This window comes from Pseudomonas syringae group sp. J309-1 (assembly GCF_032582135.1).
Taxonomy (GTDB): Bacteria; Pseudomonadota; Gammaproteobacteria; order Pseudomonadales; family Pseudomonadaceae; genus Aquipseudomonas; species Aquipseudomonas quasicaspiana.
In genome coordinates, this window is the sequence record NZ_JAWHNU010000090.1 from 1 (window position 1) to 16550 (window position 16550).

At 57.9% G+C, this 16550-nt stretch carries 16 protein-coding genes; 5 read left to right on the forward strand and 11 right to left on the reverse strand.

What is annotated here, in order from left to right; translation table 11 throughout:
- Window positions 1-114: 114 nt before the first annotated feature.
- The 7 genes from fba to tkt form a co-directional block, all read right to left on the reverse strand.
- Complete coding sequence (fba, locus tag RX972_RS27885) at window positions 115-1179, reverse strand: class II fructose-bisphosphate aldolase (RefSeq protein WP_027901305.1); 1065 nt, start codon at window positions 1177-1179, stop codon at window positions 115-117.
- Between the two features lie 116 nt (window positions 1180-1295).
- Window positions 1296-1616, reverse strand: coding sequence for an MliC family protein (locus RX972_RS27890; RefSeq protein ID WP_027901304.1), 321 nt, complete (start codon window positions 1614-1616; stop codon window positions 1296-1298).
- 53 nt (window positions 1617-1669) lie between these two features.
- Window positions 1670-1867 (reverse strand): hypothetical protein, encoded by a 198-nt coding sequence (locus RX972_RS27895; protein WP_099267888.1) that lies wholly within the window; start codon window positions 1865-1867, stop codon window positions 1670-1672.
- Window positions 1868-1957: 90 nt separating this feature from the next.
- Entirely contained in the window at window positions 1958-2182 is a 225-nt protein-coding gene (locus tag RX972_RS27900) for a hypothetical protein (protein ID WP_027901302.1), read from the reverse strand.
- A gap of 28 nt (window positions 2183-2210) precedes the next feature.
- Window positions 2211-3374 carry a phosphoglycerate kinase gene (locus RX972_RS27905; RefSeq protein ID WP_027901301.1) on the reverse strand — a complete coding sequence of 388 codons (1164 nt, stop codon included), beginning with the start codon at window positions 3372-3374 and terminating at the stop codon, window positions 2211-2213.
- A 16-nt stretch (window positions 3375-3390) separates the two neighbouring features.
- Window positions 3391-4440, reverse strand: coding sequence for an erythrose-4-phosphate dehydrogenase (epd, locus tag RX972_RS27910; RefSeq protein ID WP_099267887.1), 1050 nt, complete (start codon window positions 4438-4440; stop codon window positions 3391-3393).
- A gap of 147 nt (window positions 4441-4587) precedes the next feature.
- The gene (gene tkt / locus RX972_RS27915) at window positions 4588-6585 is read right to left on the reverse strand and encodes a transketolase (RefSeq protein ID WP_231666889.1); all 1998 of its coding nucleotides are present in this window, start codon (window positions 6583-6585) and stop codon (window positions 4588-4590) included.
- A 259-nt stretch (window positions 6586-6844) separates the two neighbouring features.
- Between tkt and RX972_RS27920 the strand changes: the two genes are divergently transcribed.
- Both RX972_RS27920 and metK read left to right on the forward strand, forming a co-directional pair.
- Window positions 6845-7840: an ArsR/SmtB family transcription factor gene (locus RX972_RS27920; protein ID WP_099267885.1), complete on the forward strand. Its 996-nt coding sequence runs from the start codon at window positions 6845-6847 to the stop codon at window positions 7838-7840.
- A gap of 20 nt (window positions 7841-7860) precedes the next feature.
- Window positions 7861-9051 carry a methionine adenosyltransferase gene (gene metK / locus RX972_RS27925; protein ID WP_027901297.1) on the forward strand — a complete coding sequence of 397 codons (1191 nt, stop codon included), beginning with the start codon at window positions 7861-7863 and terminating at the stop codon, window positions 9049-9051.
- A 251-nt stretch (window positions 9052-9302) separates the two neighbouring features.
- Here the strand turns inward: metK and RX972_RS27930 are convergent, their stop codons facing one another.
- Window positions 9303-9923 carry a LysE family translocator gene (locus RX972_RS27930; protein WP_316880422.1) on the reverse strand — a complete coding sequence of 207 codons (621 nt, stop codon included), beginning with the start codon at window positions 9921-9923 and terminating at the stop codon, window positions 9303-9305.
- Between the two features lie 187 nt (window positions 9924-10110).
- Here RX972_RS27930 and ligB point away from each other — a divergent pair, with 187 nt between their 5' ends.
- Both ligB and RX972_RS27940 read left to right on the forward strand, forming a co-directional pair.
- Window positions 10111-11784 (forward strand): NAD-dependent DNA ligase LigB, encoded by a 1674-nt coding sequence (gene ligB, locus RX972_RS27935; RefSeq protein ID WP_316880424.1) that lies wholly within the window; start codon window positions 10111-10113, stop codon window positions 11782-11784.
- 56 nt (window positions 11785-11840) lie between these two features.
- The gene (locus tag RX972_RS27940) at window positions 11841-12251 is read left to right on the forward strand and encodes a DUF1090 domain-containing protein (RefSeq protein WP_316880426.1); all 411 of its coding nucleotides are present in this window, start codon (window positions 11841-11843) and stop codon (window positions 12249-12251) included.
- Window positions 12252-12401: 150 nt separating this feature from the next.
- Here the strand turns inward: RX972_RS27940 and RX972_RS27945 are convergent, their stop codons facing one another.
- From RX972_RS27945 to RX972_RS27955, 3 genes are all read right to left on the reverse strand, one after another.
- On the reverse strand, window positions 12402-12857 hold the full coding sequence (locus tag RX972_RS27945) for a cytochrome c (protein WP_316880433.1): 456 nt from the start codon (window positions 12855-12857) through the stop codon (window positions 12402-12404).
- 69 nt (window positions 12858-12926) lie between these two features.
- Window positions 12927-13328, reverse strand: coding sequence for an MAPEG family protein (locus RX972_RS27950; RefSeq protein WP_316880428.1), 402 nt, complete (start codon window positions 13326-13328; stop codon window positions 12927-12929).
- 10 nt (window positions 13329-13338) lie between these two features.
- On the reverse strand, window positions 13339-14178 hold the full coding sequence (locus RX972_RS27955; RefSeq protein ID WP_316880430.1) for an EamA family transporter: 840 nt from the start codon (window positions 14176-14178) through the stop codon (window positions 13339-13341).
- A gap of 293 nt (window positions 14179-14471) precedes the next feature.
- On the opposite strand from RX972_RS27955, the gene RX972_RS27960 reads away from it, so the two are divergent.
- Window positions 14472-16442, forward strand: coding sequence for a TonB-dependent receptor domain-containing protein (locus RX972_RS27960; protein WP_316880432.1), 1971 nt, complete (start codon window positions 14472-14474; stop codon window positions 16440-16442).
- Window positions 16443-16550: the final 108 nt, after the last annotated feature.

Genomic DNA, 16550 nt, shown 5'->3' on the forward strand with positions numbered 1-16550 from the left:
CGATGCCAGGGGTCTGACATCGGATTCTCTATAAAGCCCGGCTTGGACTCAAATGCTTAAGTGAACAGCATTACGCATTGCTGCGGGCTTTTTCATTGCTCAATCAACCATCACTCAGTTGATCTTGGCATCCAGTTCGCCGCGAGCATAGCGCTCGAACATCGCGTCCAGAGACACTGGCTTGATCTTCGATGCGTTGCCAGCAGTACCGAACGCTTCGTAGCGAGCGATACACACATCACGCATGGCCGTTACAGTCTTGGCCAGGTACTTACGTGGGTCGAACTCGCCCGGGTTCTTGGCCATGAACTCACGAATGGCACCGGTGGAGGCCAGACGCAGGTCGGTGTCGATGTTGACCTTGCGCACGCCGTGCTTGATGCCTTCAACGATCTCTTCGACTGGTACGCCGTAGGTTTCTTTGATTTCACCGCCGTACTGGTTGATGATTTTCAACCACTCTTGCGGGACCGAAGACGAACCGTGCATCACAAGGTGAGTGTTCGGGATGCGCTTGTGGATTTCCTTGATGCGATCAATCGCCAGGATGTCACCGGTAGGCGGCTTGGTGAACTTGTAAGCGCCGTGGCTGGTGCCGATGGCGATAGCCAGTGCATCAACCTGGGTTTTCTTGACGAAGTCAGCGGCTTCTTCCGGATCGGTCAGCATCTGGCTGTGATCGAGCATGCCTTCAGCGCCAACGCCGTCTTCTTCGCCAGCCATACCGGTTTCCAGCGAGCCCAGAACACCCAGTTCACCTTCAACCGAAACGCCACAGGCGTGAGCAAAAGCAACCACGCGACGGGTCACTTCAACGTTGTACTCGTAGGTGGTCGGCGTTTTGCCGTCCACGCCCAGCGAGCCGTCCATCATCACCGAGCTGAAGCCCAGCTGGATCGAACGCTGGCAGATATCAGGGCTGGTGCCGTGATCCTGGTGCATGACCACCGGGATATGCGGGAACTCTTCAACCGCGGCCAGAATCAGGTGACGCAGGAACGGAGCGCCAGCGTATTTACGGGCGCCGGCCGAGGCCTGAACGATCACCGGGGAATCGGTCTTGTCGGCCGCTTCCATAATGGCGCGCATTTGTTCCAGGTTGTTCACGTTGAAAGCTGGGACGCCATAACCGAATTCGGCTGCGTGGTCCAACATCTGGCGCATGCTGATAAGTGCCATTGTCTGTCTCTCTCCCGGTAGGGTCGTTATCGTGCAAACCTGCCGTAGCGGCGGCTGCTATTAAAGTTCTACGCATGAGCCCGCAGGCCATGCGGTGAATCATCGGTGCAGCTTTTTCAACGCTTCTTGCAACCGCGCCCGATCAAATCGTTTGTAGCGTCCCAGTACACCAGGCCTTCGTCGCCCTTGTTCTGGAAAGCCAGCACACCATTACTGTACAGCGATGGCGAACCAGGCTCGGCAGTCAGCCGGAAGACCTGATCGCTTTCATTCAAACGTACATCGACTTCGGCCTTGGCCTTGTCAACGTAACGCCAATGGACCTGAGCCTTGCTGTCGCAAACCCAACTTGTCCAGGTATTACCCGTTTCCGGAGCCTTCATGCTGGCGCAACCACCAAGCACTGCAAATGTCGCAAGGGCAATCAAGCCTTTCATTACTTCTCCTGGCCCGCCCCGGGAAGCGGGGCGAATGCCAGTCGCTTCAACCTTCAGGGGCAGTTCTGTTCCTGATTCCGATCATCGGCCGGTTCACCCGTAGCCAGCGCTTCAACCCGTTGAGAACTCTGGGTCGTCGGCACGTTTACGGACGCCGGGCTGAATACTTCACAAGCCTTGGCACGCGGGCCAGAATTGCTGCATCCGGCAAACATCACACAACTCAACAGGGCAACGGCGGCGATCTTCATGGCGAAATTCCTTGTTCAAAAAGAGTTATCCACTCTTAAGTGACCACCGCCGGCCCAAGATGTTGCCAAACTCATCCCTGCGATCAACGCTTAACGACAGGCCACTGGCCCGAGATTAGGCATGAACTCGTACTTATCCAGCACCGCTTCACCGCCGCGCTTATAGATCACCGGCACGGTTTCGGCCTGCCAGTTCGCCTGATAGCAGCTCAATTGAACCAGCGCAGGCTCGCGCACAACCTCGTCGGCCTCCGGCTTGCTGGCGCAGCCAGCGAGCAGTGCAGCAATCATGAGCAGTGGTAACGGCCTGAGCATTTCATTTCCCTTTTGCAAAGCCTGATCCTCAGGCCTTGGCACGTTGTTCCAGCACTTCCACGGCTGGCAGGACTTTGCCTTCGACAAATTCCAGGAATGCGCCACCACCGGTAGAAATGTAGGAGATTTGATCCGCTACGCCATATTTGTCGATCGCCGCCAGCGTGTCGCCACCGCCTGCGATGGAGAACGCCGAGCTTTCGGCAATGGCTTTAGCCAGGGTCTTGGTGCCTTCGCCGAACTGGTCAAACTCAAACACACCTACCGGGCCGTTCCACAGAATAGTCTTGGAAGATTTCAACAATTCGGCGAAGTGCGCTGCAGTTTGCGGGCCGATATCCAGAATCATATCGTCATCAGCAACGTCGGCAATCAACTTGACCGTTGCGGCTGCGCTTTCAGCGAACTCTTTGGCTACGACTACGTCCACCGGCAACGGCACGCTGACCTTGGCGGCGATTTCACGAGCGGTATCAAGCAGGTCCGGCTCGTACAGCGATTTGCCAACCTTGTGGCCTGCCGCAGCCAGGAACGTATTGGCAATACCGCCACCGACGATCAACTGGTTGCAGATGGCGCTCAGGCTATTGAGCACGTCGAGTTTGGTCGATACCTTGGAACCGGCAACGATGGCGGCCATTGGCTGGGCCGGAGCGCCGAGGGCTTTGCCCAGCGCCTCCAGCTCTGCAGCCAACAGCGGGCCTGCTGCAGCGACTTTGGCGAATTTGGCCACACCATGGGTCGAGCCCTCAGCGCGGTGGGCGGTGCCAAAAGCGTCCATCACGAAGACGTCGCACAGGGCAGCGTATTTCTGCGCCAGCTCGTCAGCGTTCTTTTTCTCGCCCTTGTTGAAGCGTACGTTTTCGAAAAGCACGATGTCGCCCGCTTTAACGTCAACACCGTCCAGATAATCAGAAACCAGTGGCACTTCACGGCCCAGGGCCTTGCTCAGGTATTCAGCAACCGGCTTGAGGCTGTTCTCGGCAGAGAACTCGCCTTCGACTGGACGACCCAGATGCGAGCAGACCATCACGGCTGCGCCCTTTTCCAGCGCGAGCTTGATGGTTGGCAACGACGCCAGGATGCGCGCATCACTGCTGACTTTGCCGTCCTTGATCGGGACGTTGAGGTCTTCGCGAATCAATACACGCTTACCTTGCAGGTCGAGCTCGGTCATCTTCAACACGGTCATGAGTGAATCCCTGTTTTTAATGTTGTGGGTCTGCGACGCGCAAAAAGTGCTCAGCGACGTCAAGCATTCGATTGGCAAAACCCCATTCGTTATCGAACCAGGCCAGCACGTTGACCAGCCTCGGGCCGGAAACTCGCGTCTGACTCGCATCAACGATGGCCGAATGAGGGTCATGGTTGAAATCACAACTGGCGTGCGGCAACTCGGTGTAGGCCAACAGTCCTTTCAACGGGCCACTGGTGGCGGCCTCGCGGAGCAGGCGGTTGATCTCAAGGGCATCGGTATCACGTGCGGTTTGCAAAGTGATATCGAGGCAGGACACGTTTACCGTCGGCACGCGAACTGCTTTGGCCTGAATTCGGCCCGCAAGTTCCGGAAGCAGCCGCTCAATACCGCGCGCCAGACCAGTGGACACCGGAATAATCGACTGGAAAGCCGAGCGCGTACGGCGTAGATCCTCATGGTGATAGGCGTCTATCACCGGCTGATCGTTCATTGCCGAGTGGATCGTGGTGATAGTGACGTATTCCAGCCCGACAGCCTGATCCAGCAGACGCAGCAAGGGCACGCTGCAGTTGGTGGTGCAGGATGCGGCGGAAACCAAAAGCTCGCGCCCCGTCAGCTTCTGCTGATTGACGCCGAACACAATCGTGGCGTCGACGTCGACTTCGCTGGCCATCGGCTGGGAAAACAGCACCCGTGGCGCGCCAGCGTCAATGAAGCGCTGGCCGTCTTCACGGGTGTTGTAGACGCCTGAACATTCGAGCACCAGATCAACTTCCAGCGCCGCCCAGTCGACGCCTTCCGGCGTCTCGCTGCGCAGCACTCTGATCTTGTGATCATTGATATGCAGGTATTGCCCTTCGACCCGCACTTCGCCGGGGAACCGGCCGTGTGTGGAGTCAAAGCGCGTGAGGTATTCGAGACTGGCCATGTCGGCCAGATCGTTGATGGCAACCACTTCAAACCCGGCCTTGGCCCCTCGCTCGCAAAGTGCGCGCACGACGCAACGTCCAATACGACCGTAGCCGTTGAGTGCAACTTTGTAAGGGCGGTGCTGGGGCATGGGGTTCTCGTTGGGCAAACTACCAAGCGAAATCTGTGGGAGCAGGGCTTGCCCGCGATAAGGTCAACTCGGTCTCAAGCACCGTGTTGACCTTATCGCGGGCAAGCCCTGCTCCCACAAGGGTCCGCTTCAGCAGGTAAATCGCTATCAGTCTTCCAGCAGCTCTTCAGCCTGACCCAGGATGTTTTCCAGGGTGAAGCCGAACTCTTCGAACAGGGCTGGCGCAGGGGCCGACTCGCCGAAGGTGGTCATGCCGATGACGCGACCTTCCAAACCGACGTACTTGTACCAGAAGTCCGCATGAGCAGCTTCGATGGCGATACGAGCGCTGACTTGCAGCGGCAGAACCGCTTGCTTGTAGCCCGGATCCTGAGCATCGAAGACGCTGGTGCATGGCATGGAAACCACACGCACGTTGCGACCCTGAGCGCTGAGTTTGTCGAATGCCTGAACGGCCAGACCCACTTCCGAACCGGTAGCGATCAGAATCAGTTCTGGTTCGCCAACGCAGTCACGCAGCACGTAACCACCACGAGCGATGTCCGCCAATTGGGCTTCGTCGCGAGCCTGGTGAGTCAGGTTCTGACGGGAGAAGATCAACGCCGACGGGCCGTCGTTGCGCTCGATGGAGTACTTCCAGGCCACTGCCGATTCCACAGCATCCGCAGGACGCCAGGTGTCCAGATTCGGCGTAGTGCGCAGGCTGGTCAGTTGCTCGATCGGCTGGTGCGTCGGGCCGTCTTCGCCCAGACCGATGGAGTCGTGGGTGAACACATACAGCACGCGCTTCTTCATCAGCGAGGACATGCGCACCGCATTACGGGCGTATTCCATGAAGATCAGGAAGGTCGCGCCGTAAGGGACGAAGCCGCCGTGCAGGGCGATACCGTTCATCATTGCGCCCATGCCGAACTCGCGCACGCCGTAATGCAGGTAGTTGCCGTTGGCGTCTTCGCCGGTGATGCTCTTGCAGCCTTTCCAGATGGTCAGGTTGGAACCGGCCAGGTCAGCCGAACCGCCGAGGAACTCAGGCAGCAACGGACCGAAAGCGCTCAGTGCATTCTGGCTGGCCTTGCGGCTGGCGATGGTTTCGCCCTTGGCGTTGACTTCAGCGACGTAGGCAGCGGATTTTTCAGCAAAGTCAGCTGGCAGCTCGCCGCTCATGCGACGGATCAGCTCGTTGGCCAGCTCAGGGAATTCGGCGGAGTAGGCAGCGAAACGCTGATCCCAGTCGGCTTCGGTCGCAAGGCCTTTCTCTTTGCAGCTCCACTCGGCGTAGATGTCAGCCGGAATGTCGAATGGACCGTGAGTCCATTTCAGGGCAGCACGGGTCAAGGCGATTTCTTCAGCACCCAGCGGAGCGCCGTGGGACTCTTCCTTGCCTTGCTTGTTCGGCGAACCGAAACCAATGGTGGTCTTGCAGCAGATCAGCGTCGGCTTGTCGCTTTTGCGAGCGGTGTCGATGGCAATCTTGATTTCTTCGGCATCGTGGCCGTCAACATTGCGGATGACCAGCCAGCCGTAGGACTCGAAGCGCTTCGGCGTGTCATCGGTGAACCAGCCTTCAACTTCGCCATCGATGGAGATGCCGTTGTCGTCGTAGAAAGCGATCAGTTTGTTCAGACCCAACGTGCCGGCCAGCGAGCCGACTTCGTGGGAGATGCCTTCCATCATGCAGCCATCACCCATGAACACGTAGGTGTGGTGGTCAACGATGTTGTGGCCTGGACGGTTGAACTGGGCCGCCAGCGTTTTCTCTGCAACCGCGAAACCCACGGCGTTGGCGAAACCCTGACCCAGTGGGCCGGTGGTGGTCTCTACGCCCGGGGTGTAACCGAATTCCGGGTGACCCGGCGTGCGGCTGTGCAGCTGGCGAAAATTTTTCAGGTCTTCGATGGACAGGTCATAACCGGTCAGGTGCAACAACGAGTAAACCAGCATCGAACCATGACCGTTGGACATGATGAAACGGTCACGGTCGGCGAAAGCCGGGTTGCTCGGGTTGTGCTTCAGATAGTCGCGCCAAAGTACTTCGGCGATATCCGCCATGCCCATAGGGGCACCGGGATGGCCGCTGTTGGCTTTTTGCACGGCATCCATGCTGAGTGCACGAATGGCGTTGGCACGCTCACGACGGCTGGGCATCGCTGATCTCCTGAGAACTGGAAAAGAATGGATCTGAAAAAGGCGAGCATTTTCCCTCAGGCACTGCCTGGGAGCAATGAAAGATAGCGGCTTGTGGTTGTTTTTCCTGCCCGCGCTTCGTTATTTGTTCATCCACGATGCACTCCCGCCCCGGAACAACGGCCCAGGCAGCCCTGAACTGGCCGCCCATCAACCAATATCAAAACTTTTTGATATTGCCCTTGCGACATCCCCGGTCGCTAACTAGACTGCCAGCCCTATGAACCTGCGCGTACCTGCAATTCGCCACGACGACAGCGACGACCTTTCTGCCTTGTGCAAGGCCGGCGGCGACCCGCTGCGATTGAATGTATTGCGCGCATTGGCCAACGACTCGTTCGGCGTGCTGGAACTGGCGCAGATATTTGCCATTGGTCAGTCCGGCATGAGCCACCATCTCAAGGTGCTGGCCCAGGCGGATCTGGTTGCAACGCGACGCGAAGGCAATGCCATTTTCTACCGACGCGCCCTGCCCCATACCGGACAACCGGGTGGCAGATTGCATGCAGCCATACTGGATGAAGTCGACATGCTGGCTCTGCCCGGCGATGTGCAGTCGCGTATCGGCCTGGTGCATCGTCAACGGGCCAACGCCAGTCAGGATTTCTTCGCCCGTACGGCGGAAAAGTTTCGCGCCCAGCAAGACTTGATCGCCGGGCTTGCCCAGTATCGGGAAAGCCTGCTGTCGTTGCTGGACAAGCTGAACTTCGGGCCACAAGCGACGGCTCTGGAAGTCGGGCCGGGAGATGGCGGGTTTCTGCCAGACCTGGCACGGCGCTTTCGGCACGTGACGGCGCTGGACAACAGCCCGGCGATGCTGGAAATAGCCCGTCAGCTTTGCGCTGCACAGGCATTGGCTAATGTAGAACTGAAACTCGCCGATGTACTGAATGCCGTGGATGTCAGCGCCGATTGCGTGGTGCTTAACATGGTACTGCACCATTTCGCTGCACCGGCAGATGCACTCAAACAACTGGCAACTCTGTTGCAACCGGGCGGTAGCCTGTTAGTGACAGACTTGTGTAGCCACGATCAGAGCTGGGCCAAGGAGGCCTGTGGCGATCTCTGGTTAGGGTTTGAACAGGAAGATCTGGCCCGTTGGGCCATCGCTGCGGGGCTAGTTCCCGGGGAAAGCCTCTATGTAGGCTTACGTAATGGTTTCCAGATTCAGGTCCGCCATTTTCAGCGACCGGCTGGCAACACTCACCATCGGTAAAATTCAGGAAACCCGTAGAGATGAGCGAATACTCCCTTTTCACCTCCGAGTCCGTGTCCGAAGGGCACCCAGACAAAATCGCCGACCAGATTTCCGATGCGGTTCTGGATGCAATCATTGCTCAGGACAAACACGCTCGCGTAGCCGTTGAAACCCTGGTCAAGACCGGTGTTGCCATCGTTGCTGGCGAAGTGACCACCAGCGCCTGGGTTGACCTCGAGCAGATCGTTCGTGATGTGATCAGCGACATCGGCTACACCAGCTCCGACGTCGGTTTCGACGGTGCTACCTGCGGCGTGATGAACATCATCGGCAAGCAGTCCCCTGACATCAACCAGGGTGTTGACCGTGCCAAGCCTGAAGATCAGGGCGCTGGCGACCAGGGCCTGATGTTCGGCTACGCCAGCAACGAAACTGCTGAACTGATGCCTGCGCCAATCGCGTTCTCGCACCAGTTGGTGAAGCGTCAGGCTGAAGCCCGTAAATCCGGCCTGCTGCCTTGGCTGCGCCCGGATGCCAAGTCGCAAGTGACTTGCAGCTATGAGAACGGCAAAGTCGTCGGCATCGACGCCGTCGTTCTGTCGACCCAGCACAACCCTGAAGTTTCCTACAACGATCTGCGCGAAGGCGTGATGGAATTGATCGTCAAGCACGTGCTGCCAGCTGAGCTGCTGCACAAGGACACCCAGTTCCACATCAACCCGACTGGCCAGTTCATCATTGGCGGCCCGGTAGGTGACTGTGGTCTGACCGGTCGCAAGATCATCGTCGACAGCTACGGCGGCATGGCCCGTCACGGCGGTGGCGCGTTCTCCGGCAAGGATCCATCCAAGGTTGACCGTTCGGCTGCTTACGCTGGCCGTTATGTTGCCAAGAACATCGTTGCCGCTGGCCTGGCCGAGCGCTGCGAGATTCAGGTTTCCTACGCTATCGGCGTCGCACAACCGACTTCGATCTCGTTGAACACCTTCGGCACCGGCAAGATCAGCGATGACAAGATCATCAAACTGGTCCGCGACATCTTCGACCTGCGCCCATACGCGATCACCACCATGCTCGACCTGCTGCACCCGATGTATCAGGAAACCGCAGCCTACGGCCACTTCGGTCGCACGCCGCAAACCAAGACCGTTGGTAACGATACGTTCACCACGTTCACCTGGGAAAAAACCGACCGTGCCGACGCCCTGCGCGCCGCTGCCGGTCTGTAATACGCTTTAAGTTTCAGGCGTAACAAAAAGCCCCTGGCGACCGTGGTCGTCAGGGGCTTTTTGGTTTTAGCCAGGTAAATCCAACCTGTAGGAGCGCGCTTGCCCGCGATCGCGTCTGCACAGGCGATATATTCATCGACTGGCAGACCGAATCGCGGGACAAGCGCGCTCCTACAGATCCCTGTTTGCCGCGCAACAGCGCTGTGTCAGGGACGCTGGACGGCCTCCTACAGGAAATCCCAGTCCAGTTCCTAAGCCCTTCTGGCCACCAACAACACCGAAGCCGCACTGGCCAGCAAACCCGCACACACCCGATTGAACAATCGCTTGCCACTGGGCCGCGCAAACAGTCGGCGGGCGTGAAGGCCCATCCAGGCATAGATCGCAATCGCGAGGCATTCCAGCACCAGAAACAAAACGCCGAGTACAGCGAACTGCTCCGTCACGGCTCCAGCCTGATCAACGAACTGCGGCAGGAAAGCGGTAAACAACAGAATCGCCTTCGGATTACCGATGGCCACCAGAAACTCCTGCCGAGCCAGACTGAACAGGCCCTTGCCTGAACCGATCACTCCGCCCTCTTCCTCAGGGCTCGCCCGCCACAACTGCACTGCCAGATAAAACAGGTATGCCGCACCGACGATCTTGATCGCATGGAACAACCACTCCGACGTGTGCAGCACCGCAGTCAGCCCCACCGCCGCCAGCGCAATCATGATGGCGAAGGCCAGCAAACGTCCCAGCCCGCCAATACAGGCCCGGGCAAAGCCATAACGAGTCGCGTTACTGATCGAAAGCAGGTTGTTGGGGCCGGGCGCCATGTTCAGCGCAAAACAGGCCGGCACGAAAACCGCCAGAGTCGAGATATCCATGAATCACCATCAGCACTTGGATAAGGGAATCGTAATAGTGCAGGCAGCTTTTCACTCTTCAAAGACACAGTCGCGGATCAAAAAAGCCGCATCTGTACTGGCTGAATAATTCAGTAATCAGCGCAACCAGACATGTCACCCAGCGCTGGCTAGCCTCACCTGCACCCCTTCAAGCAAGGATGCTTCGATGCGCATATTGGCCGCAATCACCCTCACGCTCGCCAGCCTTACGACCCATGCCAGCTCATGCCCCGACTGGACGCCCGCCAAAGCCCGGCACTCAATCACCACCCTGCAAACACAAATCGCCGCATGGGATGACAGCTATCACCGCCAAGGCATTTCGCTGATTGCCGATGAAATTTATGACCAATCCCGCCAGCGGCTTGAGTTCTGGCGATCATGTTTTGCCAAGCCGGTCAGCGAAGCCGATAACCCGCTGAAAACTGCCAAAGGGACGGTTCCTCATCCTGTTCCGCACACGGGCGTCAACAAGCTCATCGATGAAGCCGCAGTGCGCGACTGGCTCAAGGGTCGCACTGACCTGTGGATTCAACCCAAGATTGATGGGGTGGCGGTAACTCTGGTCTATGAGCGCGGAGAACTGCTTCAAGTGATCAGTCGCGGCGATGGCGTTGCGGGACAGGACTGGACCGGACATGCGCAACACATTGCTGCCATTCCTGCGCACCTGCCCTGGCAGGAAACCCTGGTGCTGCAAGGTGAGTTGTATCTGCGTCTGGAAAACCATGTGCAAGCCCGGGCCGGAAGTGTGAACGCGCGCAGCAAAGTCGCCGGCATGCTGGCTCGTAACGAATTACTCACCGAAGAGGCTGACCTGATCGGCTTGTTCGTGTGGGACTGGCCCGCGGGGCCGATCTCCATGACCGAACGCATGACAGGCTTGAAGGCATTGGGCTTCGACGACAGCGCTCAATACAGCCAGCCGCTGGAAAGCTTTGCTCAGGCGCATCACTGGCGCGAGCATTGGTATCGCAACCCGCTGCCGTTTGCCACTGATGGCGTCATCATCCGTCAGGGGGAGCGTCCAGCGGTACAGCGCTGGCAAGCCAAGGCACCCTATTGGATCGCGGCCTGGAAATACCCCTTCGCTCAAGCGCTGGCAGAAGTGCGCAAGGTCAACTTCAACATCGGCCGTAGCGGCAAGATAACCCCCGTGCTGGAGTTGGAGCCTGTGCGCCTGGATGACCGGCAGATCAGTCGCATCAGTGTGGGTTCGCTGCAACGCTGGCAGACGCTGGATATAAGACCCGGCGATCAAGTGTCGGTGAGTCTTGCAGGCTTGACCATCCCGCGGCTGGACAGCGTCGTTTCACGCAGTGTTGAGCGCAGCGACTTGCAGATTCCCGAGGCCAAAGACTTTCATGCCCTCAGTTGCTGGCAACCCGGCCCTGGCTGTGAAAGCCAGTTTCGCGCAAGGCTTGCCTGGCTCAGCGGCAAGAAAGGTCTGGCGCTGACCGGAGTCGGTCCCGGTACGTGGGACAACCTGATCAGCGCCGGGAAAATCAACGGTTTGCTCGACTGGCTGACCCTTGAAAAAGAACAGCTTGCTAACATTTCCGGGCTCGGTGAGCGCAGCAGCGCTAAACTGCTCGACAGTTTGCAGGAGGCTCGCACCAGGCCGTTTGCTTTGTGGCTAAAGGCTATCGGCCTGCCGCCCACGGGGAATGCTCATCTGGGCGAGCAGTGGAGTGAGTTGGAGAAGAGAACGGCGCAGCAATGGCAAATGGAGCCGGGCATAGGCTCGGGTCGTGCCAGTCAGTTGGTCGCCTTCTTCCAGCATCCACAGGTTCAAGCCTTGGGTGAGCAATTACGAGCCCAGGGTATTTCAGGTTTTTAAAGTGCCGGGAGTTTAGTTATCAAGCCCGGACGTTATGGTTTTCAAAAGGAGTTCATATGAAGGTTTTTTCACCACTGGTTCTGCTGACCTGCTGCAGCCTGCTCGCGAGCCCGCTTCTGGCAGCTGAAACAGCACCGGAAGCCAGCGGATGTGTGGTCAAAAGTCAGGAAATCAGCAAAAAGATTGAAGAAGCAAAAACCGAGGGCGACAAGCCTCAGCAAGCCGGTCTGGAAAAAGCCCTGAGCGAAAACAACGCGAACTGCACCGAAGCTTCGCTGCTCAAGGAACACGAACAGAAGGTGCTGGACGCCAAGCGTGAAGTCAAAAAGCGCGAGTCTGACCTGAGCAAAGCCATGAGCAAGGGCGACCCGGACAAAATCAACAAGCGCAAAGACAAACTGGCCGAATCCCGCAAGGAACTGCAAGAGGCCCAGACAGAACTGGAAGACCTTCAGCCACAGGATTGAATCCAGTACTGCGCAATCCTTTGAACTCAAATGTATTCCCTGTAGGAGCGCAGGAGCAGCGCGAGGCCGCGATAGAGTTCTGTCAGACACACCGCTATCGCGGCCTCGCGCTGCTCGTGCGCTCCTACAGACCCTGCGGCTGCATCAATTTCAATGATCACGAAACTCTTTATGACACGCCTCACACTCCGCCTGAACCTTGTTCATGGCCGGTGTCAGGGTGCTGGATTTGAAAGGGCGCTCCTTACTCGCGACGGCCAATTCAGCAGTCGCTGACTCCAGCGAACGCGCCAGTTCCTGAAAACGCGCCTGCTTTTGCCAAACGGCGTCCGTGGCGCTGGTGTGATCGGTCTCTTTGACTTGCGGGAAGTGTTTCCACGGCTGGTGAGACAGGCTGTCGAGCTTGACCGCGCCGTCTTCAAATCGCTGACCATCGAACGCCACCCGCCCCCGCAACATGCCACCCAAGTCTTCGCTGGTCTTGAGCATGTCCTTGAAGATTGCCTTGCGCTGGGCCAACGGAGAGCTCGGGTCTACACCTCCACACGCGCTCAAGGTCAGGCAGGCGAGCAACACAGCACACCATCTTTTCAAAGTTGTATCCAGCAGGGTCCGCAGAAACGACGGCCAGTATCCTCGGCCGTCCTTTAAAGACCAAGCGCTGGATTGCCGCAGTCAGGCAGGCAGCGGCGTTGCTGAGGCGATGAACAGCCCGATGATCAGGCCAATGCCTACCAACCACGCGATCGAGCGCAGTGCAGCCCAGTCAGCCAGATAAAAAATGATGTAGAGCAGTCGACTGGTAATGAACAACACAGCAACCACGTCGATTGTCACCAACTGTGCATTACCCGCAATGTGGGCGATGATCACTGCGGCGGCAAAGCCCGGCAGGATCTCGAAGCTGTTGAGCTGCGCCGCATTGGCACGCGCAGGCAAACCTTCGAGGTTATTCAGGAAATTACGCGGGTTGTGATTGTGCTTGCCATTGAACTTGCCACTGGAAAACTTGGCGATGCCTGCACAAACGATCGGCAGAAGAATCGCGACCAATACGCACCAGAATGCAACCGTCATAGCAGAATCCTTATAGTTTGATTTTCATAACCAGCATGCCGAGCAGAACCAGTCCACATGCTAAGAGGCGGGGCCGGCCAAAAGGTTCTTTCAGATAGCGCATACCAAACAGCACTACAAGAATCACGCTGACCTCGCGCAAGGCCGCAGCTTCCGCCACCGAGCCCAACTGCATCGCCCACAACACCAGAGCGTAGCTGAGCAACACGCATAAGCCGACGCTTAGCCCTAGCCTCCATTGCTCACGCCAGAACAGGCTGAACGGTGCACGCTTATGGGTGATTGCCAGCAACGGAAAAGGCCAGGCGCTGATCAGCGTCAGCCAGACCAGATAATCCAGCGGATGCACGCCCATCTGCAGGGCCTGGCCGTCGATCCAGGTGTAGCAACCGATGCACACCCCGATCAACGCCACCACCGGCAGCAGCGACCAGGGCAGTCGATCACCGCCACCGCCCTGCCAGAGCAGGCAGATCATGCCGCAAGGGATCAGCAGAATGCCAAGGATTTGCTGGGTACTCAGTTCTTCTCCGACAAATATCAAGGTGAGGGCCAGCACCACCAGCGGCGACAGCCCCCGCATCAGCGGATAGACCAACCCGAGGTCGCCGACTCTGTAGGCTTGAATCAGCAAATACCGGTACAGCAACTCGAACAACGCCGAGGCGATCATCCATGGCCAGATGGCAGCAGGCGGCGGCTCAACGAACGCTACCGCCAGCACCGCAAACAGCAACGCCACAAAATCCATACTGGCGATGACCAACAAACGCTCACCGCTGAATTTGATCAGGGTATTCCACGTCGCGTGCAGTATCGCCGCGATCAACACCAAAGCCGTAGCCAGCAAAACGCTCTCCCTGTTTCACATTCAGATTGCACTACCTGACACCACAAACCACATCGGACTTGTAGGAGTGAACTTGTTCGCGAACGGCTGCGCAGCAGTCGTAAATCTGACGACCCGATTCCAGCAAATGCACCGAGTCGCGGCCATTGCTGCCGCTTCGCGCCAGATCGCGAACAAGTTCACTCCTACCGGGGTCTACGCGGTCTCAGTAGATCGGTTGTCACACCTTGTCCAACCTTCGCCAATGAGAATCCTTACGATTAACGTTTAACCCCGCATCGTAAGGAAGTTCCATGCATTCTGTTTTTCGTTTGCGACCCACTGTCGCCATGACGAAGCTCGCGTTGGCGTGCCTCATCGCCCAAAGCGCCTGCGTTCAGGCTCAAGAAAACACCGCCGCCCCGGCGATCACTCTGGAAGATGTGACCGTTACCGCTGCCGGTTATGAGCAGAGCGTAGAGGATGCACCGGCTTCTGTGACAATCATTACCGGCGATGAACTGCGCAAGCGTTCGTTCCGCGATCTGACGGACGCCCTGCGCGACGTTGAAGGTGTGACCGTCAATGGTGGCGCCAACGAAACCGACATCTCGATTCGCGGCATGCCGGCTGATTACACCTTGATTCTGGTCGATGGCAAACGCCAGAGCGCTCGTGAATCCAGGGTCAACGGCAACTCGGGTTACGAGCAGAGCTTCATCCCGCCCGCCGAAGCCATCGAACGGATCGAAGTGGTGCGCGGCCCGATGTCCTCCCTGTATGGCTCGGATGCCATCGGCGGCGTTATCAACGTCATTACCCGCAAAGTCTCAACCGAATGGGGTGGCTCGGTCACTTACGACTATTCGGCACGCCAGCACAGCGATCAGGGCAATGCACGACAAACCCAGTTCTACCTCAATGGTCCGCTGATTCAGGACACCTTGGGGCTGCAAGTCTGGGGTCGCTATCTGGATCGCCAGGCTGACGATGACGTGGAGGAAACCAATGGTTTCAGCAAAGCCGACCATAAGGACCTGACCGCACGCCTGGCTTTCACCCCCACCATCGACCACGACATCCTGCTGGAGGCCGGTGCCACCCGCCTTAAAAACGGCGACGGCGTGAGTCCTAACTGGGCAACTCGCGAGCAGGAAAACAACCGTGATCACTGGTCGATCTCTCACCAGGGACGTTGGGATTGGGCCACGTCGGACGTTTCGTTCGCCCAGGAAGAATCCAGCCGTAAAGGCGTAGCCAGCGCAACACAGCGCGACGTCCTGGGTCGCAAGCCTACTGTGAAGAACTCGGTGTTTGACGCCAAGCTGGTGATCCCGACCGAACACAACATCACCACCACCGGCCTGCAATGGAACGAAACCACGGTCACTGACTGGAACCAGGGTTTGGGCGACCGTGTGAACTACGAGTACTCCGTGGTGCAGAAAGCACTGTTCGCCGAAAACGAATGGACGATGACCGACACTTTCGCGTTGACCACCGGCCTGCGTATGGACCATCACGAACAATACGGCGTGCATTTCAGCCCGCGTGTTTATGGCGTGTGGCATGCAACCGACGACTGGACCATCAAAGGCGGCGTGGCTCGCGGCTTCAAGGCTCCGGAATTGCGTGCAGTAATCGAGGACTACGCCGTCCTGCGCCGCAACACGTTCGCGATGCTCGGTAACCCGGACCTCAAGCCTGAGACGAGCACCAACTACGAGCTGTCGGCACTGTGGTCCAATCGCAATAACCTGTCGGCTGGCGCAACAGTGTTCTACAACGACTTCAAGGACAAGTTGTCCACGGTGACCACCGATCAATTCTTCGGTCCGTACATCATCATGGAACGGGTCAACGTCGACAAAGCTGTGATTCAGGGAGCGGAGCTGAACGGACGCTGGGACATCACGTCTGCTCTGGCACTGAAAGCCAACTACACCTACACCGACTCGGAGCAAAAATCCGGTGCCAACGCAGGCGCACCGCTGGCATTGACGCCTAAGCACAAAGCCAACGTACGCACTGACTGGACGCTGTCCGACAAGACACAGCTCTGGGCAGCGGTGAATTACTACGGTGAAGAATACGGCAACACCATCACCGCTGAATCCTCACCGGGATACACCACGGCAGACTTCGGCGGCTCGTATGAGCTGACCAAAAATGTCTCGTTCAACGCCGCGTTGTACAACCTGACCGACAAGCGTCTGGACGACGAAACCTACGGCACCGTGAACTACGGCCGCACGCTGTGGGCGTCGACGACAGTGCAGTTTTAAGGCCGCACTCACTGTGGATGGAAATATATTCCCCTGTGGGAGTCGCCCCGGTGTCCCTGACACCACGCTGTCGCGCAGCAAACACGGACCCTGTAGGAGTGAGCTTGC